Source organism: Buttiauxella gaviniae ATCC 51604 (genome assembly GCF_001654835.1).
GTDB classification, from domain to species: domain Bacteria; phylum Pseudomonadota; class Gammaproteobacteria; order Enterobacterales; family Enterobacteriaceae; genus Buttiauxella; species Buttiauxella gaviniae.
In genome coordinates, this window is sequence record NZ_LXEP01000021.1 from 69,736 (window position 1) to 91,133 (window position 21,398).

A 21,398-nucleotide genomic window follows, 5' to 3' on the forward strand; every position below is an offset into this window, starting at 1 on the left:
CGTTATAAAAGTCAGACGTAGTCGATGTTTTTTGGATAAAGTACGACTTATGGCCTGACCTGAATCAATTCAGCAAGAAGCGGTTGTTATACTATTTGTAGCAGAGTCGACGCCTCGGCATGCCGCAGGCCGTTTCCGGCAACAGGATTAATTTGCATTCAAAAGTTCAGAGGTAGTCATGATCAAAAAAATTGGTGTGTTGACGAGTGGCGGTGATGCGCCGGGTATGAACGCCGCGATTCGTGGTGTTGTCCGTGCAGCATTGTCGGAAGGTCTGGAAGTCGTGGGTGTTTATGACGGCTATCTGGGTCTGTATGAAGACCGCATGGTGAATCTGGACCGTTATAGCGTGTCTGATATGATTAACCGCGGTGGTACCTTCTTGGGTTCCGCTCGTTTCCCGGAGTTTCGTGATGAGAAAATCCGTGAAGTGGCTATCGAGAATTTGAAAAAACGCGGTATCGATGCGCTGGTTGTTATCGGCGGTGATGGCTCCTATATGGGTGCAATGCGCCTGACCGAAATGGGCTTCCCATGCATCGGTTTGCCAGGCACCATTGATAACGATATCAAAGGCACCGATTACACTATCGGTTTCTTCACCGCACTGGAAACAGTCGTGGAAGCAATCGACCGCCTGCGTGATACCTCTTCTTCTCACCAGCGTATTTCTATCGTGGAAGTGATGGGCCGTTACTGTGGCGATTTGACCTTAGCTGCGTCAATTGCTGGTGGCTGTGAGTTTGTTGTGCTGCCAGAAGTTGAGTTTAATCGCGAAGACCTGGTTGAAGAAATCAAAGCGGGCATCGCTAAAGGTAAAAAACACGCAATCGTCGCTATTACCGAGCACATCTGCGACATCGATGAGCTGGCTCAATATATCGAGACGGAAACCAAACGCGAAACTCGCGCCACCGTCCTGGGCCACATTCAGCGTGGTGGTTCGCCGGTTGCTTACGATCGCATTCTGGCTTCCCGCATGGGTGCTTACTCCATCGAACTGCTGTTGCAAGGCCACGGTGGTCGTTGCGTAGGCATTCAGAATGAGAAACTGGTTCACCACGACATCATCGACGCTATCGAAAGCATGAAGCGTCCGTTCAAAGGTGACTGGCTGGATTGCGCCAAGAAACTTTACTAATTCACACAGTGTGAATGTTGAAGCCGGGGAGACCCGGCTTTTTGTTGTCTGTTATATACCCGTCATACTTCAAGCCGCATCTTTGTTGTCTACGTTCACTCACCCTAATCACTTAGTTTACTAAGCTCATCGGGACTCGTTCTCTTGCCACCGCGATGCAACTCGAATTATTTTGGGTATATGCTCGATTGTTATAGCCAATCTTTTTTTATTCTTTAATGAATGGTTAAATTTCTGGCACGCTGCTTTCATCAAATCTGATTAAAGAGAGCGAACGATGAATAAGTGGGGAGTTGGACTTACATTACTGTTGGCGTCAACCAGCGTACTGGCTAAAGATATTCAGTTACTTAACGTCTCATACGATCCCACTCGCGAACTTTATGACGAGTATAACAAGGCGTTCAGTGCTCACTGGAAACAACAAACCGGTGATAACGTGGTGGTTCGCCAGTCTCACGGCGGCTCAGGCAAACAAGCGACATCCGTTATCAACGGTATCGAAGCTGACGTGGTGACTTTGGCTCTGGCCTACGACGTGGATGCCATCGCTGAACGCGGTCGTATCGACAAAAACTGGATTAAACGTCTGCCAGACAACTCCGCGCCTTACACTTCAACCATCGTTTTCCTGGTACGCAAAGGTAACCCGAAACAAATTCATGACTGGAACGATCTGATTAAACCGGGCGTTTCAGTTATTACCCCGAACCCGAAAAGCTCAGGCGGTGCGCGCTGGAACTATCTGGCAGCGTGGGGTTACGCCCTGCATCACAACAACAACGATCAAGCTAAAGCGCAGGATTTCGTGAAAGCGCTGTATAAGAACGTTGAAGTGCTGGATTCAGGTGCTCGCGGTTCAACCAGTACTTTTGTTGAGCGTGGTATCGGCGACGTGCTGATTGCATGGGAAAACGAAGCGTTCCTGGCGACCAACGAGTTGGGTAAAGACAAGTTTGAAATCGTCACGCCGAGCGAGTCGATTCTTGCTGAGCCTACTGTTTCAGTCGTAGATAAAGTGACAGAGAAGAAAGGCACTCAGAAAGTGGCTGAAGAGTACCTGAAATACCTTTATTCCCCGCAAGGTCAGGAAATTGTAGCGAAAAACTACTATCGCCCACGCAATGCTGAAGTGGCGAAGAAGTATGAAAACGTCTTCCCTAAACTTAAATTGTTCACCATTGATGAAGAGTTTGGCGGTTGGGCGAAAGCCCAGAAAGAGCACTTCGCCAACGGCGGGACCTTCGACCAGATTAGTCAGCGTTAAGTTTTACAACGGCCCCGAAAGGGGCCGTTTTGCTTTTGAGATCCCAGAGTATGCGTTACGCTGAACAGCCCTCTCACTGTATCTGAGGTTTTGTATGCTGCTGCGCCGTCGTACGATAATTCTCTTTATCCTTTTGTTAGCTGTTGTCGCGGTGTGTGGGTTTAGTCTCCGGCAATATCTGCATCACCCGGATGCTTTGTGGCGTATCGTCAGCCAGCAGTGTGTTCCCAATCAACGCGACAACCATAACCCGGCGCCTTGCGCCAAAGTGGATTTGCAATCGGGTTTCGTATTGCTGAAAGATATCAACGGGCCACTTCAATATCTGCTAATGCCGACGGTAAAAATGAAAGGCATGGAAAGCCCCGATTTATTGCAGCCAAAAACCGCTAACTTCTTCTGGCTTGCCTGGCAAGAACGCAATGTGATGAGCCAGCGTCGGGGAACTCAAGTTCCTGATAACGCCATTTCCCTTACCATTAACTCCACCTCCGGGCGTACCCAGAATCAATTACACATCCATATTTCTTGCTTACGGGAGGATGTGCGTGGGCAATTGGATCAATATGCGAATACGTTGAACACCGAATGGCAGGCATTCCCGGTGGCGCTGGCTGGAAACGCATACATCGCCAGAAAAGTCAGCGCGGCTGAATTTTCACAACGTGGTCCGTTTATTATGTTGGCATCTCAGGTTTCACAAGCTCGCAAACATATGGGGCGTTACAGTCTGGCGATGGCGAAATTGCCAGGTGGGGAGTGGATAGCGTTGGCGACGGAGCGGAATTTACTGCGTCTGAATCTGGCTTCTGCCGAACAGCTACAAGATCACGATTGCGGAATATTGAAATAAAAAAGGCCCTGCCGGAGCAGAGCCTTAATATTTTCAAGCGAGAATACTTACGCTTGTTTCGCTTTTGCAGCAGCTTTAACGATAACTGCGAATGCGTCAGCTTTCAGAGATGCGCCGCCAACCAAGGCACCGTCGATGTCCGGCTGAGCAAACAGCTCTGCAGCATTTTTGTCGTTTACGGAACCGCCGTACTGGATGATCACTTGCTCAGCAACTTTCGCATCAGCTTTAGCAATGTGGTCACGAATGAATTTGTGAACTGCCTGAGCCTGAGCTGGGGTTGCTGATTTGCCAGTACCGATTGCCCATACTGGTTCGTAAGCGATTACAACGCCTTCGAATGCCGCAGCACCCTGAGTTTTCAGAACTGCGTCGATTTGACGTGCGCAAACTTCTTCAGTTTTGCCAGCTTCGTTTTCTGCTTCAGTTTCACCGATGCACAGTACTGGGATCAGGCCAACTTCTTTCAGGATAGCGAATTTTTTAGCGATCAGTTCGTCAGACTCTGCGTGGTAAGTACGACGCTCTGAGTGACCGATGATGATGTATTTAGCACCAACATCTTTCAGCATTTCTGCGGAAACTTCGCCAGTGAATGCGCCAGACAGGTTCAGGTCAACGTTCTGAGCACCAAGAATGATGTGGCTGCCAGAAGCGGCGTGTTTAGCCAGATCCAGGTACATTGTTGGAGGAGCGATAGCAACGCCACAGCCAGCAACGCCAGCCAGTTCTTTGCGTAAGCCAGCAATCAGCTCGTGTACCATGTGCTTGCTGCCGTTCAGTTTCCAGTTACCCATCACCAAAGGATGTCGCATCTTAATTCTCCACAAGGTCAAACTAATAAAAGAATCGCTGCCGCTCAGGGCAGCATGGTCTGTGAAACAGTATAGAGACTCAACCGCCTAAAGGCTTTGCTTTTCGTCATATATACCCATCATCCTTCAAGCCACAGGGGTGTTGGCTGCACTCACTTACCCGAATCACTTACTAAAGTAAGCTTATCGACGTAAGCTCCCTTGCCGCCTATCTGCAACTTGAATGCTAACGGGTATATTAATTGGTGTTAAGCGTTTCAGATAGCGTCAGCTTAATCGGTTCAACTGCGAAGGTAAGTCCCTTTTCACCGTTATCCGCAACAACATAGCGAATAGCGCCATCGGTTTGTGCGTAATAACGTTTGTTCTTTCCATCGCTAAGTAATTTGGTGAGTTTTGCCACGCTTTGCGGTTTTGAAAGCGACGGGGTAAAGGTGCGAATCAGTGCGGACATGTATTCAGAGGCTTTCGAGCGCGCCGCTTTTTGCTCCGGGCCCTGAATCGGCAACCACGTTATCTGCATCGACTTTATTTTCAACGTACCGCGTTCAAGCGCTGTGGAAGCGTAGAGATTTTCGTTTATTTTACTGGCAGCGCGCATCAGATTTACTTCATCGGCGCTGGAGTCGATAGCGCGAAATTCATTTATCGGCAAAGACGGGTTTTCTGCGGTGAATTTTTCCCGAAACTGCGTAATGTTCATATCAAATGTTGGTGCACCGGCCAGTAAATATGGAGCGGCTTGCAGTGGGGAGGTGGAGTCTGAAGGCGGGTCGGCCCACACCACCGCAGCGGGTAGCATCAGTAAAGCCAGAGCTGCAAACAGATGTCTCATTGACAAATTCTCCTGTGAATTCTGCTTCCCGATTAAATCGGCATTCCGTTGGCTTGTCAAAACCCGGCATAGCCAGGGTACACTACGGCGCTAAACAATAAAATGGACCTTACCATGACCATACAGCAATGGCTGTTCTCTTTTAACGGACGTATTGGACGCCGTGACTTCTGGATTTGGATTGGCGTTTGGTTAATCGCGCTGATCATTCTCTTCACCCTAGCGGGTGCTGAAATTATGCCTTATTCCACCGCCGGTTTCTTCTTATCGGGTTCTTTGATTCCGACTGCCGCTGTGATTGTGAAGCGTCTGCACGATCGCAATAAGAAAGGCTGGTGGGCGCTACTGTTTATTCCGGCCTGGCTGTTGCTTGCCGGTAATTGGGAAACATTCGGCACATTAGCGCAGTGGGGACTTGGGCGTTTTATCCCAACCTTGATTCTGGTGATGGTCATTATGGACCTGGGTGCATTTGTTGGCACCCAGGGCGAGAATCGCTTTGGTAAAGATACAAGCGAAGTGAAGTACCGCTAACACTACCAGTAGTGTTCAGCTGTCATATGGCCCGGTCGGCGGCGCAAATGTTTGGTCATCTGCCGGGTATCTTTCAGTAACTGCTGCGTGTCACGTACCATCTGCGGGTTGCCGCACAACATCACATGGCTAGTTTCGGTATTCATCAGCAGACCTACAGCCGCTTCCAGTTCACCGCTCTCGATAAGTGCGGGCACGCGTCCGGTCAATGAACCCGGAATTGATTCCCGGCTGACCACTGTCTGAATCCGTAATTTCCCTTCGTATTGCTGCTGGAGTTTTTGCATCAATGGCAAATAACTCAAATCCTGCGCATAACGCACGGCATGAAGCAAAACGATATTCTCGAAACGATCCAGGTCTTTGCCTTCCTGCAAAATCGAAAGATAGGGCCCTAATGCTGTGCCTGTCGCTAGCATCCATAACGTCTGGCAATCCGGGACTTCATCCAGTACAAAGAACCCCGCGGCTTCGCTCACCAGCATAATTTCATCGCCGGGTTGCAGAGCATGCAGGCGTGGGCTGAGTTTGCCCTCAGGCACGGTGACTAGATAAAACTCAAGATTAGGATCGTTCGGCGCATTGACGTAGGAATAGGCGCGCTGCACGCGTTCACCGTCAATTTCCATCCCAAGCTTGGTGAATTGCCCGGCAGTGAAAGGGGCGACAGGTGCATGCACAGTGAGACTAAATAGAGCGTCCGTCCAGTTTTCAATCTGGATGACTTTACCTTTGACCCATTCCGCCATGATGTTCATTCCCCTCTGTGTCTATTGTCCTATCTTCACCAGAAAACTGTGAGATTTCCAGCCGGTTAAAGCTGGAAAGCTCATTCAGACAAACGGCAGTCTTACAGAATATGCGTTTGTACGTCTGGATCTTTGCGGTCGAGATAGTGAATAGATTTGATACGGCGAATGGTGCGCGATTTACCACGGATCAGCAATGTTTCAGTGGTCGCCATATTCCCTTTACGGGTAATGCCATCCAGCAAATCACCTTTGGTGATACCGGTCGCGGAGAAAATCACGTTGTCGTTACGCGCCATATCGTCGAGTTTCAATACTACACCCGCTTCAATGCCCATCGCTTTGCAGCGCTCAAGTTCTTTCTCACCCATCACACGGTTTTCTTCGCTATCGCCTTTGACGTGGTGACGAGCTAACAAGCGGCCTTGCATGTCGCCATCCAACGCGCGAATAACTGCTGCGGAAATCACGCCCTCAGGTGCACCGCCTATCCCGTACATCACATCGACTTCGCTATCAGGCATACAGGTCAAAATAGATGCCGCAACATCACCATCAGGAATGGCGAAAACGCGTACGCCAAGCTTTTGCAATTCGGCAATGGTAGCGTCGTGGCGCGGTTTGGCGAGAATAGTTACGGTGAGTTCACTCAGTGGCTTGTTGAGCGCAACGGCGATGTTATAGAGGTTTTCAGCCAGCGGCAGATTGAGGTCGATAATGCCTTTAGCGCCAGGGCCAACAATCAGTTTTTCCATGTACATGTCTGGGGCGTTGAGGAAACTACCTTTGTCACCCACAGCCAGCACCGCCAGCGCGTTGGCCTGACCCATGGCGGTCATGCGGGTGCCTTCAATCGGGTCAACCGCGATATCTACTGCATCACCCTGGCCGGTCCCGACTTTTTCGCCAATGTAGAGCATCGGCGCTTCGTCGATTTCTCCTTCACCAATCACAATCTGGCCATCAATATTGACCTGATTAAGCATGATACGCATGGCGTGAACGGCTGCGCCATCCGCTGTATTTTTATCGCCACGGCCCAACCATTTATAACCAGCCAGTGCTGCGGCTTCAGTTACGCGGGAAAATTCAATCGCCAGTTCTCGTCTCATCGCACACTCATTTTAAGAAGCTTAATTGCGACGCATTTTAGCACAGGTGAGGAATCGTCGGGGAAGGCGGAGTGTTGCCGTGAATTCAGAACTCACTCACCCCTACTCTCTCCCGGAATAGGGAGAGAGTAGGTTGGTGGTGTCAGAACTTAACTTTCGTCGTGGTCTTCCCACGCCAGCGCACGCTTAACTGCTTTTTTCCAGCCAGCATAACGGACGTTACGTTCGGTGGTTTCGATACCCGGGCGGAACTCTTTTTCGATAACCGCTTTCTCGCTGACTTCATCCAGGTTCTGCCAGAAACCAACGGCCAGGCCTGCAAGATAAGCAGCACCTAACGCCGTGACTTCACGCACTTCAGGGCGCTCAACGCGTGTACCTAAAATGTCGGCCTGGAATTGCATCAGGAAGTTGTTCGCCACCGCACCACCGTCCACACGCAGAGCGTGCAGGCGAATATCAGCATCAGCCTGCATCGCTTCCAGTACGTCACGCGTCTGATAAGCGATGGACTCAAGTGTTGCGCGGATAATATGGTTTGCATTGACGCCACGAGTCAGACCGAAGATAGCGCCACGGGCATACGGGTCCCAGTAAGGAGCTCCCAGACCGGTAAACGCAGGGACGACATATACGCCGTTGGTGTCTTTGACTTTCGTTGCAAAGTACTCGGAATCAGTCGCGTCGCTAATCAGTTTCATCTCATCGCGTAGCCACTGGATAGACGCGCCGCCCATGAATACTGCGCCTTCCAGCGCATAGTTCACTTCACCGCGTGGACCGCAAGCAATCGTCGTCAACAAACCGTGAGTCGATTTAACCGCCTGAGTTCCGGTGTTCATCAGCATAAAGCAGCCGGTGCCGTAGGTGTTTTTCGCCATCCCTTCCTTCACGCACAGCTGGCCGAAGAGTGCCGCCTGCTGGTCACCGGCGATCCCGGCGATAGGAATACGCGTACCGCCTTTACCACCGATGTTGGTCTGGCCGTAAACTTCGGAGGATTTACGCACTTCTGGCAGCATCTCGCGTGGGATATCCAGCGCTTCGAGCATGCGGTCATCCCAGGTGAGATCGTGGATGTTAAACAACATGGTACGGGAGGCGTTGGTGTAGTCAGTAACGTGCACGCGCCCTTGAGTCATTTTCCAGATAAGCCAGGTATCGACCGTACCAAACAGCAATTCGCCACGGCGCGCGCGTTCGCGGGAACCTTCAACGTGATCAAGAATCCACTTCACTTTGGTGCCGGAGAAATACGGGTCAACAACCAGCCCGGTTGCTGATTTGATGTACTCTTCCAGGCCGTCGCGTTTGAGCTGCTCGCAGATCTCTGCGGTACGACGGCACTGCCAGACGATGGCGTTATAAATTGGTTTGCCGGTCTCTTTTTCCCAGACAATCGCGGTTTCACGCTGGTTAGTGATACCTATTGCGGCGATTTGGTCGGAGTTGATGTCCGCTTTAGCCAGTACTTCTACAAGCGTGGAGCTTTGTGTTGCCCAGATCTCCATTGGGTCGTGCTCTACCCATCCAGCTTTTGGATAGATTTGCTGAAACTCGCGCTGTGACACGCTAACAACGTTGGCATCATGATCCAGGACGACGGCGCGGGAGCTGGTTGTACCCTGATCGAGTGCGACAATATATTTTTTTTCGTGGGTCATAATTTTGTCCTGAAGTCAGTCTTACAAAGAAGCATTTTGTTGTGTGGATGTGCTGGATTTTTCTTCATCTTCAACACAAACATCACAAGGTAAATGGTGGCCAATCAGTTTACGGTAACCAAACGCACCTAGAGCCGCGCCTACAATCGGGCCAAATACAGGCACCAGGAAGTAAGGAATATCGCGGCCACCGGTGAAGGCGACATCGCCCCAGCCAGCTAACCAGGCGAAAAGTTTCGGGCCAAAGTCACGTGCTGGATTCATCGCAAATCCGGTCAACGGACCCATTGAGGCACCGATTACCGCAATCAGTAAGCCAATCAGCAATGGTGCTAACGGGCCACGCGGGATGCCGTTGCCATCGTCAGTCAGCGCCAGAATAACGCCCATCAGAATGGCTGTGATCACCATCTCTACGGCAAACGCCTGCACAAGATTGATGTGTGGGTTAGGGTAGGTTGAGAAGATACCTGCCAAATCCAGGCTTTCCACACTGCCGCGTACCATGTGGTGCGTCTGCTCATAATCGAGGAATAAATTGTAATACAGGCCATAGACCAAAGCTGCGGCACAGAACGCACCTGCAACTTGCGAAAGAATAAACGGCACCACTTTGCGTTTATCGAAGCATGCGAACAGGCAAAGTGCGATAGTCACCGCCGGGTTAAGATGTGCACCGGAAACTCCTGCAGTCAGGTAGATAGCCATAGCTACTCCCAAACCCCAGATGATACTGATTTCCCACTGCCCGAAGCTTGCGCCCGCGACTTTTAAGGCGGCGACACATCCGACACCAAAGAAAATCAACAACGCGGTACCCATGAACTCGGCGATGCACTGACCTTTCAAGGTTGATGGAGCTGTCTGACTCATAGTAGGGTCCTGAAGGCAAAATTAATGATTATTGTTTGTTCGGGCTTCCCTGCCGCGCAGGTGCCATGTAGGCATAGTGTTAATTTATCGTTAACGAACATAAACGAGAAATATCGAACTTTAAATTTGTGTTGTTCGTCATAAAAATGAGCGATTTCGCGCTGAAGTGTGCGCATTATCACCCAGAAAAGACAACGCAAACGCTCATGGAAGTAATCAATGCGTTAACAAATAGTGATTTTAGCGCTCATGGTCATTCGGCATATGCTGAAAAACGTTATGTTATGCAAAGAGCGCTTGAACTCGCTGGACACGGCTACTTACGCTACTTACAATCGAGACACGCTGCGTGGAGCGCATATATTCATAAGGTGTCTTCGGGGAATATCCGGAACGGGGATTTATACCCATCATCCTTCAAGCTGCAGGGGCGCTGGCTGCGCTCACTTACCCGAATCACTTACTGAAGTAAGCTCATCGGGATAAGCTCCCTGGCCGCCTACCTGCAACTCGAATGCTAACGGGTATAGACATCCATCAACGCCTTGCAATTCAGAAGAGGTTCAGAAATGTCATTTGAAGTGTTTGAGAAACTGGAAGCAAAAGTACAGCAGGCGATTGATACCATTACCCTGCTGCAAATGGAAATTGAAGAGCTGAAAGAGACCAACAACAATTTGTCTCAGCAAGTTCAGCAGTCTCAGAGCAACCATGAAGAATTAGTGCGCGAAAACAATTCTCTGAAAGAACAGCAGCACGTTTGGCAGGATCGTCTGCATGCGCTGCTGGGTAAGATGGAAGAAGTCTAATACCCGTCATACTTCAAGCTGCAGGGGCGTTGGCTGTTTTCGTTCACCCCAGTCACTTACTTTAGTAAGCTCCTGGGGATTCACTCAATTGCCGCGTTACTCGGCTGAGCCTCGCCCCGGTGGGGCCAGCGCAAGCGCTGTTCAAAAGGCTGAAGCCTTTTGTCCTGCAACTTGAATTTTTTAGGGTATCGATTTATTCGACCAGAAAAAGAACGGGCGCCTTAGGGCGCCCGTTTTGTTATTCGATTGGGTTATTCAATATCGAGGGGATCTTCGGAAAGGATAATGCCGGTGTTATCCGCATACAGATGGTCGCCGGAGAAGAATGTCACGCCGCCAAAGTTAACGCGCACGTCACTTTCGCCAACGCCAACGCCTGCTGAACCTACCGGAATGGCGGCAATTGCCTGAATACCAATATCCAGTTCTTCAAGGTCATCTACCTGGCGTACTGCACCGTATACCACGATGCCTTCCCACTCATTTTGAGTCGCCAGACGGGCAAGTTCTGCGTCAATCAAAGCACGGCGAACAGAGCCGCCACCATCGATGACCAGCACTCGGCCACGGCCATTTTGTTCGAGCAGATCATACAACAATCCGTTGTCCTCGAAACATTTCACCGTGATGATTTGCCCGCCAAAGGACGACCGCCCACCGAAGTTGGAAAACAGCGGTTCAACGACGTTGACATCTTCCTGGTAGATGTCGCAAAGCTCGGAAGTATCATATTTCATAGGATTAAGGTTCTGTTGCTGCATGAGTTGTCAGTATATCGCTTAATCTCAACTGTTGGCAAAATCATCAATTGTTAATTGATATTTGTCAGCTAAAGCGACACCGTGCTGAGCACAACTCCTACCGCAAACAATACGTTAGCAAGCAATGCGGCTTTTACTGTCCGTTCAAGCATTGGGCGCATCGCAACAGGTTCCTTCTCGCGTAACACAAAACGCATCTGCTTAATCAGCAACGGTGCTGCCAGTACGAACAGCCATCCCCAGAGGCTTTGCAGCCACACCAGGTTAAACACCGCAAGACACGCCAGAGCACCCATTAGCAGGCAGGCATGATAGCGACGGGCAAGTACTGGGCCCAGGCGAACAGCCAGTGTGTTTTTACCGTTCTCACGGTCGCTATCGATATCACGCAAGTTATTGATGTTCAGCACAGCTGTTGCCAGTAATCCGCAAGCTGTCGCGGGTAAAAACACTAACGGGGCGAGAGCATGAGCCTGAAGATACCAGGTCCCCGCCACGCTTAGCCAGCCAAAGAAGACCAGTACTGAAATGTCCCCTAGGCCCATGTAACCATACGGACGAGTTCCGACGGTGTAGGTAATCGCCGCGATGATAGCCAACAAACCGAGGACCAGGAAACCGAGAAAATCTGCCAGCGTACGACAAGCAACCGCGACCAGCGCCAGGCCAGAAACGCAGATTAATACCACTGTGATAATCAGCGCCTTTTTCATCTGCGCCTGGGTAATCACGCCTTTTTGCATTCCGCGCAATGGCCCGATTCTGTCTTCTTTGTCGCTCCCTTTTACCGCATCACCGTAGTCATTCGCCAGGTTTGAGAGGATTTGCAGTAACCCAGCAGTCAGCAGTGCCAGCAATGCAATTGCGGGGTTGAACACGCCTTGCCAGAAAGCCAACGCAGACCCACAGATGATAGAGGCAAATGCCAGTGGTAATGTGCGTGGGCGCAAGCTTTCAAGCCAGGCTTGAGTCGTGCTTACAGAGTGCGATTCGCTCATAGTTCTCTCTGTTAGATATAAAAAAATGGAGGGCATAAGCCCTCCATTTCAAATGAAGAAAATACGTTGAGCGCGATTATAGGATAAAACGGCTCAAGTCTTCATCTGCTACCAACTCATCCAGATGCTTACTCACATATTCGCCATCAATCAGAATGGATTGGCCGTTCATTTCGCTGGCATCGTAGGAGATGTCTTCAACCAGGCGTTCCAGAACAGTGTGCAGACGACGCGCACCAATGTTTTCGGTGGACTCGTTCACTTGCCATGCAGCCTGAGCAATGCGGCGAATACCGTCTTCGGTGAAGTCGATATTCACACCTTCGGTGCCCAACAATGCTTTGTATTGCACGGTGATAGACGCGTTCGGCTCAGTCAGAATGCGCTCGAAATCTTCAACAGTCAGTGCCTGAAGTTCCACGCGAATTGGCAGACGACCCTGCAATTCAGGGATCAGGTCTGACGGACTTGCCACCTGGAATGCGCCAGATGCGATAAACAGGATGTGGTCAGTTTTGACCATACCGTGTTTAGTCGAAACGGTGCAGCCTTCAACCAGTGGCAGTAAGTCACGCTGAACGCCTTCGCGGGAAACGTCCGGGCCGGAGCTGTTGCCACCACGCTTACAGATCTTGTCGATCTCATCGATGAACACGATACCGTGTTGCTCGACGGCATCAATGGCGTCTTGCTTCAGTTCTTCCGGGTTCACAAGCTTCGCGGCTTCTTCTTCAATCAGAAGTTTCATCGCCTCTTTGATTTTCAGCTTGCGTGGTTTTTGCTTCTGGCCGCCCAGGTTCTGGAACATAGACTGCAACTGGCTAGTCATTTCTTCCATGCCAGGAGGAGCCATGATTTCAACGCCCATCGGTGCTGCAGCGAGATCGATTTCAATTTCTTTATCGTCTAACTGGCCTTCACGCAATTTCTTACGGAAAGACTGACGCGCGGTAGATGGCTCAGGTGCCGTTTCGTTTTGGCCCCAGTTGTTCTTAGCTGGTGGGATCAGCACATCAAGAATGCGCTCTTCGGCCATTTCTTCGGCGCGGTAGCGGTTTTTCTCGATGGATTGCAGGCGAACCATTTTCATCGCAGAATCGGTCAGATCGCGGATGATAGAATCAACTTCTTTACCAACATAACCCACTTCGGTGAATTTGGTGGCTTCGACTTTGATGAACGGTGCGTTGGCAAGTTTTGCCAGACGACGGGCGATTTCGGTTTTACCGACACCGGTTGGGCCGATCATCAGAATGTTTTTTGGCGTAACTTCATGGCGCAGCTCTTCATTCAGCTGCATACGGCGCCAGCGGTTGCGCAGCGCAATCGCCACGGAACGCTTGGCATTGTCCTGGCCAATGATGTGTTTATTCAGTTCGCTGACAATTTCGCGTGGAGTCATTTCAGACATGGGGATTCCTTACGCCTTAGACGCTAATTCTTCAATAGTATGGAAATGGTTGGTGTAGATACAGATATCACCGGCAATCCCCAGCGATTTCTCTACGATGTCACGAGCACCCAGTTCGGTGTTATCAAGAAGTGCACGTGCCGCTGCCTGCGCATACGGGCCACCTGAACCAATTGCAATCAGATCATCTTCTGGCTGAATCACATCACCATTACCGGTGATGATAAGAGATGAATTTTCATCGGCGACGGCAAGCAACGCTTCGAGCTTGCGCAGCATGCGATCGGTACGCCAGTCTTTTGCCAGTTCAACCGCAGCTTTCACCAGGTGGCCCTGGTGCATTTCTAGCTTGCGCTCAAACAGTTCGAATAGGGTAAAGGCATCCGCAGTGCCGCCAGCAAAACCGGCAATCACTTTGTCGTTATATAAGCGACGTACTTTTTTAACGTTGCCTTTCATTACAGTATTGCCGAGCGTGGCCTGACCATCACCACCGATTACGACATGGCCGTTACGGCGCACACTTACTATTGTTGTCACGAGCAGACCCCTTATTGCATCAGCTATACCCGTCATAATTCAAGTTGCAGGTGCGTTGGCTGCTTTCAGTCACCCGAATCACTTACTTGAGTAAGCTCATCGGGACTCCTTCTTTTGCCGCCTTCCTTCAACCCGAATTATTTAGGGTAGAAATATGATCCCCAAAATGTGTTTGGGGTTGAATGCAATTATAGATGGGGGGGATTTTGGGGGTTTCAACCCCCAGCGCCAAGACGAATACAGTTAGAGTGGCCTGCCATCTTCAACTGGCTAATTGTACCGTCAGCTTTCTCTTTGCCCTTGATTGGGCCAATGACGACGCGGTTCCAGCCATTGTTGGTGGTAATGCGCGAATCAAAACCTTCGAAAGCAAGCTGCGCACGGACAGTTTCTGCCTGTTCGGCACCCTTGAAGGAGCCACACTGTACCATCCAGCGTTTCTCATCTTTCGGCTTGTCCTGAGGTGCCGGAGCCTGTTTGACCACTTCTTCACGGGTAATCGGCGCTGCTGGTTGAGCGGTTTGCGCCGCTGCACGCTGTTGAGTATGCGGCGGTGTTTGCAGCAAATCTTGATACGGCTGCTGAGATGCCGTGGTGCGTTGTTGCTGCTGCACCGGGCGTGGCTGCTGTGCTACAGGCTGTGATTGCTGAACAGGCCGCGGTTGTGCCGTAACAGATTGAGTATTGAATTGTTGCTGTTGGGCTTGCTGCTGCTGAATAATTTTTTGGCGCTGCAAGGTGCTCTGACGCTGTTCCGGCGTCTGCTCGTTCCACGGAACTTCATTGAGTTGGGTTGGTTGCTGGCGCATGTCCGCCTGCATCTGCTCCAGTAACTGGCGCTGTTCGCTGGTGAGCTGATCTTTATTCTGCACTTCACCACCGGCAGATGGTTCGGTTGGGGCACGCACACCCGTCTGGCGATTTTCCAGTTCTTTGATATAACGCCAGCGCTCTTCCGGTTTAGGTGGCAGACCATTTCCTGTGACTTTATGGCCAGGCAGGGTTTCGCTTTCATCTTTTTTATGATGAGTAATGAAGTAGAGAGCACCAATAAAGGTCACCAGAACGGCGGCCGCAATTGCGACCATTGTCGGCGAGACAGATGGTAGGCTGCGTTGCTTACTGCGGGTGTTACTTTTCTTACGCCGCGTACCTGCCGATTGCCCGCGGCGTACATAATCTCGTTGTGCCACTATTGATTCGCTATATTTTATTCGTTTATCAGCCCGCCATGTTACTTAATGGATATCCCTTTGACCAGAATCCAGTGTCCTAAAGCGGGTCATTTTCTACTGCCAGGTGCGCTGGTGGAGCCTCGTTCAATGAGTTCACAGTCCAGCAAACGCGAACCACTACTCACGGTGTGCCCGTTAAGTTGATCCAATAACAACAGCATAGCTTCCCTCCCGATATCAAAACGGGGTTGAGCTACGGTGGTGAGCGGTGGGTCACAGAACTGTGAAAGTGCGATGTCATCAAAGCCCATAATCGATAAGTCTTCCGGCACGCGTAAGCCATTTCGCTTGGCCTGAGACAGTGCGCCCAGCGCCATCACATCGCTATGGCAGAACACCGCAGTCGGCGGATTTGGCAGTGCCAGCAGTTGCGACAATGCAGCGGCACCGGCTTCATAGGTAAAGTTACCACGCGCAATGTAGTGCGGATCAATTACTACACCCGTACGACGCAATGCCTGGATATACCCCTGCAAGCGATAGTGGCAAAGCGGCATCTCTTCTGGGCCTGCAATACAGGCAATTTTTTGATGGCCGAGCTGCTGTAAATAATAAACAGCATTAAATGCGGCCGTAAGGTTATCAATATGAACCGTAGGCAGTTCCAGCTCAGGAGCAAATTCGTTTGCCATTACCATCGGCGGTAAATTGCGTTGTTCTTCAATGCTGGCATCAAAGGGAAGGCGTGAGCCGAGCAGCAGCATGCCATCAATCTGCTTGGTGATAATCAGATTAATGAAGGTTTTTTCCTGCTGATTTTGGTGGGCGCAATCGCCAATCAGCACCAGGTAGCCCTGTTCGGCAGCCGTCACTTCGATACCGCGGATGATTTCGCTAAAGAAGGGGTCGCAGATATCCGGGACAATAACCAGAATGGTGCGTGATTCATTACGCTTTAGATTTCGCCCCAGGGAGTGGGGTAAATAACCTACGGCTATTGCCGCTTGTTCCACACGATTACGAGTGCTTTGCGATACTTTGTCCGGGTTCATTAATGCCCTGGACACCGTTGCAGTTGAGACTTTCGCCTGAACGGCAACATCTTTCATGGTTGCATTGGCAACCTGATTCTTCGGCTTCAACTTCTTCTCCTCGCGTGCACTGTACAGGTGCTGACAACGTCCGTGGTGTCTGACCATGTCCACATTCTTAGCAGAAATTGATGTTCGTTGGTTACAGTTATTTCATTAAAAGTGTGATGGTTGTTGAAATTTTCGATCCGCTTCGCATAACCAAAGGGCTTTGTGCTAGCCGTCTATTGGATCAACATCCAGCGTCCACTTCACTTTGCGTGATTCCGGTAAAGTATTGACCAGCTTCAACGAATGACTGACCAGGCGTTGCAGACGCGCGCGCGAAGGGTGTTGCAGCAGAATTTGCCAACGGAAACGCCCACCGCGTTTGGGTTGCAAGCATGGCACCGGACCCATAACCCAGAGCTGATCATCTCGTAACGGGCTGGACTCAAGCAGGTTTCGTAACTGCTGCAAGAAGAGCGGCGCCTGATGGTTATTTTGGTCTTCTGCGCGGAACATGATGTGGCTGGTAAACGGCGGCAAGAATACCGCCTGGCGCTCTTTCAGTGCCTGGTTTGCGAAGTCGTCATAACCTTTGGAGAGAAGCGTTTGTAATAAAGGATGCTCAGGATGGTGAGTTTGCAGCATGACTTCGCCTTGCTTACCGGCGCGTCCGGCGCGGCCAGACACCTGGACATAAAGTTGTGCAAAACGCTCCGCTGCGCGGAAGTCAGCCGAAAACAGTGCGCCATCGACATCGAGTAAAGCTACCAGAGTCACATCCGGGAAGTGGTGGCCTTTCGCGAGCATCTGTGTACCAATCAGAATACGAGCACCGCCGCGATGGACTTCTGCCAGTTGCTGCTCAAGCGCACCTTTACGGCTGGTGGTGTCGCGGTCAATACGCGAAATCGGCACGCCCGGGAACTCCGGTGTCAGGCTATGTTCGAGCTGTTCCGTTCCCATACCGACAGGAACCAGATTGGTGGAGCCACAATGTGGGCATTGCTGAGGAATAGCTCTTTGGCTGTCACAATGGTGGCAACGTAAATGACGCTGGCCCTGATGATAGGTGTAGTAGTGATCGCAGCGCGGGCACTCCGCTATCCAGCCGCATTCATGGCACAGCAGAGCGGGAGCAAACCCGCGGCGGTTAAGAAACAGGATCACTTGGTTGTCAGCTTTAAGATGCTGGCCAATTTTTTTGATAAGCGCAGGCGCCAGGCCGGATTTCAGTGGCTGGCCTTTTAAGTCCACCACTTGCTGTGTTGCCGGGCGCGCATTACCGGCGCGTTTTGTCAGGCGTAGCTGGCGATATTTCCCCAGTTGAACGTTGTGCAATGTTTCGAGGGCGGGGGTCGCTGAACCAAGGATGATGGGAATATCTTCCGCATGTGCACGGTATACGGCTAAATCACGAGCGTGATAACGCCAGCCTTCATGCTGCTTGTAAGAGCTGTCGTGCTCTTCATCTATAACAATGACGCCAAGTCGGCAAAACGGTGTGAATAGTGACGAGCGGGTGCCAATCACAATCGCTGCTTCGCCGCTACGAGCTTTTAACCACACAGCAAGACGCTCACTGTCATTAAGCCCGGAGTGCAGCACTTCGACCGGAGCGTTAAAACGTTCACGGAAACGGGCAATGGTTTGTGGCGTCAGGCCAATTTCAGGGACCAGAACTAGCGCTTGTTTACCTTGTGCCAGCACGTTTTCCAGCACGCTAAGATAAACTTCCGTTTTGCCTGAACCGGTAATACCCGCAAGTAACCAGACCGCAAAATGGTCGGCAGAACTGTGGATAGCACCGATAGCAGTAGCCTGCTCGGTGTTCAGCCGTAAGCGCTCTCCTTCAACGGAATAGCTATCGCGCCAGTCCGTCGTCGCAGGGGCGGCACTTTTCAGGTCACATAAACCTTTGGCCCGCAGCGCTTGTAATCCAGGCTCGCTGATTTCCATTTCGCTCACCTGGTGACGCCAGATGATATTTTGCCGTACCGCCGCCAATGCTTGTTGCTGCTTCGGTGCGCGTTTCAGGCTGTTGAGGTCTACAGCTTTGCCTTCTTCTGTAGCGAACCAGTACCACAACGGCGCATGGTGCGCGGGTTTCCCTTCGCGAAGCAAACCTGGTAGGGCGTGGAAGAGGACATCGCCAAGCGGATGGTGGTAATACTCAGCCGCCCACAGCAGAACGCGCCACAGAGACACAGGAAACAACGAAGCGCCATCCAGAACTTCAGCAACTGGCTTTAGCTCATTAATCGGCAATTCGCTGTGCTCGCTAACAGTGACGACAATCCCAACAGCCTGGCGTTTACCAAACGGCACCATGACGCGACAGCCTGACTCCACCTGCATTCCCTCAGGAACGAAGTAGTCAAAAGTACGGGCAAGGGGAACCGGCAAAGCGACGTGGGCGACAGGCATCAATATTTCCGAACTGATAAAAATGACGAGATAGTGTACACTGTGTACTCCAGAAAATGCGGATCAGTTTGCATACGTTGGCGGGGTTCTGTATGATTCGCCGCCTTTGATGCGCAGTTTTTGGTATCAAAAAACCTAATTTATCAACTTCGCGTGGTGTCTGGCGTTAGGGCTGGAAGAGCGACGCGGCCTTATACAGAGGTTTTCCATGAAAAAGAATATTCACCCGAACTACGCAGAAGTTACTGCAAACTGCTCATGCGGTAATGTTATCAAGATTCGCTCTACCGTGGGTCATGATCTGAACCTGGACGTATGTGGCGAATGCCACCCGTTCTACACTGGCAAGCAGCGTGATGTTGCTACCGGTGGCCGCGTTGACCGCTTCAACAAGCGTTTCAGCGTTCCAGGCGCGAAGAAGTAATTTTTCGCCGACGGTAGTAAGAAAAAGGCGCCTAACGGCGCCTTTTTTGTTATTCCCGTCATCATTCAAGCCGTAGAGGTGTTGGCTGCACTCACTCACCCCAGTCACTTACTTCAGTAAGCTCCCGGGGATTTGTTCCCTTGCCGCCTACCTACGACTCGAATGCTATAGGGAATAAGGATAATTCTGTAATTAGTATTCCCACGTCTCTGGATCAATCCCCAACTCGCGCATAATCACCTTCGCCGCTTCAGGAATCTCATCACTACGCTCTTTGCGCAGATCTGCATCATTTGGCAGTGGTTGGCCGGTAAACGCATGCAGGAATGCTTCGCACAGGAGCTCACTGTTTGTTGCGTGACGCAGGTTATTCACCTGGCGACGGGTACGCTCATCGGTGAGGATTTTTAACACCTTCAGAGGAATGGACACCGTAATTTTCTTTACTTGCTCACTCTTCTTCCCGTGCTCAGCGTAAGGGCTGATATATTCGCCGCTCCATTCAGCCATGAGATACTTAATCCTCTTAATCAATGTATTTAGGCTTCCACCGGTAATATGCGCGGCAGAAGCGATTATCTGGTCGTAGTGTAAGCGTTTATTGATTCGCGGTCTGCGACGCTATCACCCTAAAGCGTATAATTTTAACGGCTATTGCGTGTTTGCTCAATCTATACGCAAAGAAGTTTAGATGTCCAGATGTATTGACGTCTAACTCGGCAGTGTTTACTCTGGTGCCTGACCTTTATTCGACCAGCAAGGATTCGAGAGCCATGACGCGCAAACAGGCAACTATCGCAGTACGTAGCGGTTTGAACGATGACGAGCAATACGGCTGCGTTGTACCGCCAATCCATCTCTCCAGTACTTATAATTTCACCGGGTTTAACGAACCGCGCGCGCATGACTATTCGCGTCGTGGCAATCCTACGCGTGATGTTGTTCAGCGCGCACTGGCAGAGCTGGAAGGCGGAGCTGGCGCTGTGCTGACGAATACCGGTATGTCGGCAATCCATCTGGTAACCACCGTTTACCTTAAGCCTGGCGACCTGTTAGTGGCTCCGCATGACTGTTACGGCGGCAGCTACCGTTTGTTTGATAGCCTGGCAAAACGCGGCGCCTATCGCGTTTTGTTTGTCGATCAAGGAGATGAAGCGGCTTTAACTGCGGCACTTAACGAAAAACCAAAACTCGTGCTGGTCGAAAGCCCAAGTAATCCCTTGTTACGAGTGGTAGATATTGCGAAAATCTGCGCCGCCGCGCGTGAAGTTGGGGCAATCAGTGTGGTGGATAACACCTTCTTGAGCCCGGCTTTGCAAAACCCATTGGCATTGGGTGCGGATTTGGTTCTGCACTCATGTACCAAATATTTGAATGGTCACTCAGATGTTGTTGCGGGCGTAGTGATTGCGAAAGATGCCGAAACTGTCACTGAGCTTGCCTGGTGGGCAAATAACATTGGCGTGACTGGCGGTGCTTTCGATAGTTATTTGCTATTGCGCGGTTTGCGCACGCTTTCACCACGTATGGAAGTGGCGCAACGCAACGCGCAGGCGATTGTTAATTTCCTGCAAACTCAACCGCTGGTGAAAAAGCTGTATCATCCTTCGCTGCCTGAAAACCAGGGCCATGAAATTGCTGCTCGTCAGCAAAAAGGTTTTGGCGCGATGCTAAGTTTTGAATTTAACGGCGACGAGCAAACGCTGCGTCGATTCCTGAGTAGCCTGACTCTCTTCACGCTGGCGGAATCGCTGGGTGGAGTAGAAAGTTTGATTTCACACGCGGCGACGATGACCCACGCGGGCATGGCGCCAGAAGCGCGTGCTGCAGCGGGGATCTCTGAAACCTTGTTGCGTATTTCGACTGGCATTGAAGATAGCGAAGATTTAATTGCTGACCTGGAAAATGCGTTCCGGGTTGCAGCCGAGGGGTAA

21 protein-coding genes are annotated in these 21,398 nt (G+C 50.9%); 7 read left to right on the top strand and 14 right to left on the bottom strand.

Annotated features, from left to right (window positions below; translation table 11 throughout):
* Positions 1–178: 178 nt before the first annotated feature.
* From pfkA to M977_RS11440, 3 genes are all read left to right on the top strand, one after another.
* Positions 179–1,141 carry a 6-phosphofructokinase gene (gene pfkA / locus M977_RS11430; RefSeq protein ID WP_064515054.1) on the top strand — a complete coding sequence of 321 codons (963 nt, stop codon included), beginning with the start codon at positions 179–181 and terminating at the stop codon, positions 1,139–1,141.
* 277 nt (positions 1,142–1,418) lie between these two features.
* Entirely contained in the window at positions 1,419–2,408 is a 990-nt protein-coding gene (locus M977_RS11435) for a sulfate ABC transporter substrate-binding protein (RefSeq protein WP_064515056.1), read from the top strand.
* 94 nt (positions 2,409–2,502) lie between these two features.
* Positions 2,503–3,261 (top strand): CDP-diacylglycerol diphosphatase, encoded by a 759-nt coding sequence (locus M977_RS11440; protein WP_064515058.1) that lies wholly within the window; start codon positions 2,503–2,505, stop codon positions 3,259–3,261.
* 47 nt (positions 3,262–3,308) lie between these two features.
* Here the strand turns inward: M977_RS11440 and tpiA are convergent, their stop codons facing one another.
* Both tpiA and M977_RS11450 read right to left on the bottom strand, forming a co-directional pair.
* Complete coding sequence (gene tpiA / locus M977_RS11445; RefSeq protein ID WP_064515060.1) at positions 3,309–4,076, bottom strand: triose-phosphate isomerase; 768 nt, start codon at positions 4,074–4,076, stop codon at positions 3,309–3,311.
* 238 nt (positions 4,077–4,314) lie between these two features.
* Positions 4,315–4,878, bottom strand: coding sequence for a DUF1454 family protein (locus M977_RS11450; RefSeq protein ID WP_413499631.1), 564 nt, complete (start codon positions 4,876–4,878; stop codon positions 4,315–4,317).
* A 147-nt stretch (positions 4,879–5,025) separates the two neighbouring features.
* Between M977_RS11450 and M977_RS11455 the strand changes: the two genes are divergently transcribed.
* A complete protein-coding gene (locus M977_RS11455; protein WP_034500043.1) occupies positions 5,026–5,445 on the top strand; it encodes a DUF805 domain-containing protein in 420 nt (139 codons plus the stop codon).
* Positions 5,446–5,447: 2 nt separating this feature from the next.
* Here M977_RS11455 and fpr read toward each other — a convergent pair whose 3' ends face one another.
* From fpr to M977_RS11475, 4 genes are all read right to left on the bottom strand, one after another.
* Positions 5,448–6,194 carry a ferredoxin--NADP(+) reductase gene (fpr, locus tag M977_RS11460; RefSeq protein WP_064515064.1) on the bottom strand — a complete coding sequence of 249 codons (747 nt, stop codon included), beginning with the start codon at positions 6,192–6,194 and terminating at the stop codon, positions 5,448–5,450.
* 101 nt (positions 6,195–6,295) lie between these two features.
* Entirely contained in the window at positions 6,296–7,306 is a 1,011-nt protein-coding gene (glpX, locus tag M977_RS11465; RefSeq protein ID WP_064515066.1) for a class II fructose-bisphosphatase, read from the bottom strand.
* 149 nt (positions 7,307–7,455) lie between these two features.
* Positions 7,456–8,970, bottom strand: a complete 1,515-nt coding sequence (glpK, locus tag M977_RS11470; protein ID WP_064515068.1) for a glycerol kinase GlpK — start codon at positions 8,968–8,970, stop codon at positions 7,456–7,458.
* 21 nt (positions 8,971–8,991) lie between these two features.
* Positions 8,992–9,843: an MIP/aquaporin family protein gene (locus M977_RS11475; protein ID WP_064515073.1), complete on the bottom strand. Its 852-nt coding sequence runs from the start codon at positions 9,841–9,843 to the stop codon at positions 8,992–8,994.
* A 569-nt stretch (positions 9,844–10,412) separates the two neighbouring features.
* On the opposite strand from M977_RS11475, the gene zapB reads away from it, so the two are divergent.
* Positions 10,413–10,652, top strand: a complete 240-nt coding sequence (gene zapB, locus M977_RS11485; RefSeq protein ID WP_034461423.1) for a septal ring assembly protein ZapB — start codon at positions 10,413–10,415, stop codon at positions 10,650–10,652.
* A gap of 251 nt (positions 10,653–10,903) precedes the next feature.
* Here the strand turns inward: zapB and rraA are convergent, their stop codons facing one another.
* From rraA to priA, 7 genes are all read right to left on the bottom strand, one after another.
* A complete protein-coding gene (gene rraA / locus M977_RS11490) occupies positions 10,904–11,389 on the bottom strand; it encodes a ribonuclease E activity regulator RraA (RefSeq protein ID WP_034500052.1) in 486 nt (161 codons plus the stop codon).
* Between the two features lie 92 nt (positions 11,390–11,481).
* Positions 11,482–12,411, bottom strand: coding sequence for a 1,4-dihydroxy-2-naphthoate polyprenyltransferase (gene menA / locus M977_RS11495; RefSeq protein WP_064515077.1), 930 nt, complete (start codon positions 12,409–12,411; stop codon positions 11,482–11,484).
* Positions 12,412–12,487: 76 nt separating this feature from the next.
* A complete protein-coding gene (gene hslU / locus M977_RS11500; RefSeq protein WP_064515079.1) occupies positions 12,488–13,822 on the bottom strand; it encodes an ATP-dependent protease ATPase subunit HslU in 1,335 nt (444 codons plus the stop codon).
* Between the two features lie 9 nt (positions 13,823–13,831).
* Positions 13,832–14,362 carry an ATP-dependent protease subunit HslV gene (hslV, locus tag M977_RS11505; protein WP_064515081.1) on the bottom strand — a complete coding sequence of 177 codons (531 nt, stop codon included), beginning with the start codon at positions 14,360–14,362 and terminating at the stop codon, positions 13,832–13,834.
* 215 nt (positions 14,363–14,577) lie between these two features.
* On the bottom strand, positions 14,578–15,555 hold the full coding sequence (gene ftsN, locus M977_RS11510) for a cell division protein FtsN (RefSeq protein ID WP_064515083.1): 978 nt from the start codon (positions 15,553–15,555) through the stop codon (positions 14,578–14,580).
* An 89-nt stretch (positions 15,556–15,644) separates the two neighbouring features.
* Positions 15,645–16,679: a DNA-binding transcriptional regulator CytR gene (gene cytR, locus M977_RS11515; protein WP_064515085.1), complete on the bottom strand. Its 1,035-nt coding sequence runs from the start codon at positions 16,677–16,679 to the stop codon at positions 15,645–15,647.
* A 165-nt stretch (positions 16,680–16,844) separates the two neighbouring features.
* Entirely contained in the window at positions 16,845–19,040 is a 2,196-nt protein-coding gene (gene priA / locus M977_RS11520; RefSeq protein WP_064515087.1) for a primosomal protein N', read from the bottom strand.
* 208 nt (positions 19,041–19,248) lie between these two features.
* Here priA and rpmE point away from each other — a divergent pair, with 208 nt between their 5' ends.
* Entirely contained in the window at positions 19,249–19,464 is a 216-nt protein-coding gene (rpmE, locus tag M977_RS11525; RefSeq protein ID WP_034461415.1) for a 50S ribosomal protein L31, read from the top strand.
* A 192-nt stretch (positions 19,465–19,656) separates the two neighbouring features.
* Here rpmE and metJ read toward each other — a convergent pair whose 3' ends face one another.
* A complete protein-coding gene (metJ, locus tag M977_RS11530; RefSeq protein WP_034461414.1) occupies positions 19,657–19,974 on the bottom strand; it encodes a met regulon transcriptional regulator MetJ in 318 nt (105 codons plus the stop codon).
* A 263-nt stretch (positions 19,975–20,237) separates the two neighbouring features.
* On the opposite strand from metJ, the gene metB reads away from it, so the two are divergent.
* Entirely contained in the window at positions 20,238–21,398 is a 1,161-nt protein-coding gene (gene metB, locus M977_RS11535; protein WP_064515089.1) for a cystathionine gamma-synthase, read from the top strand.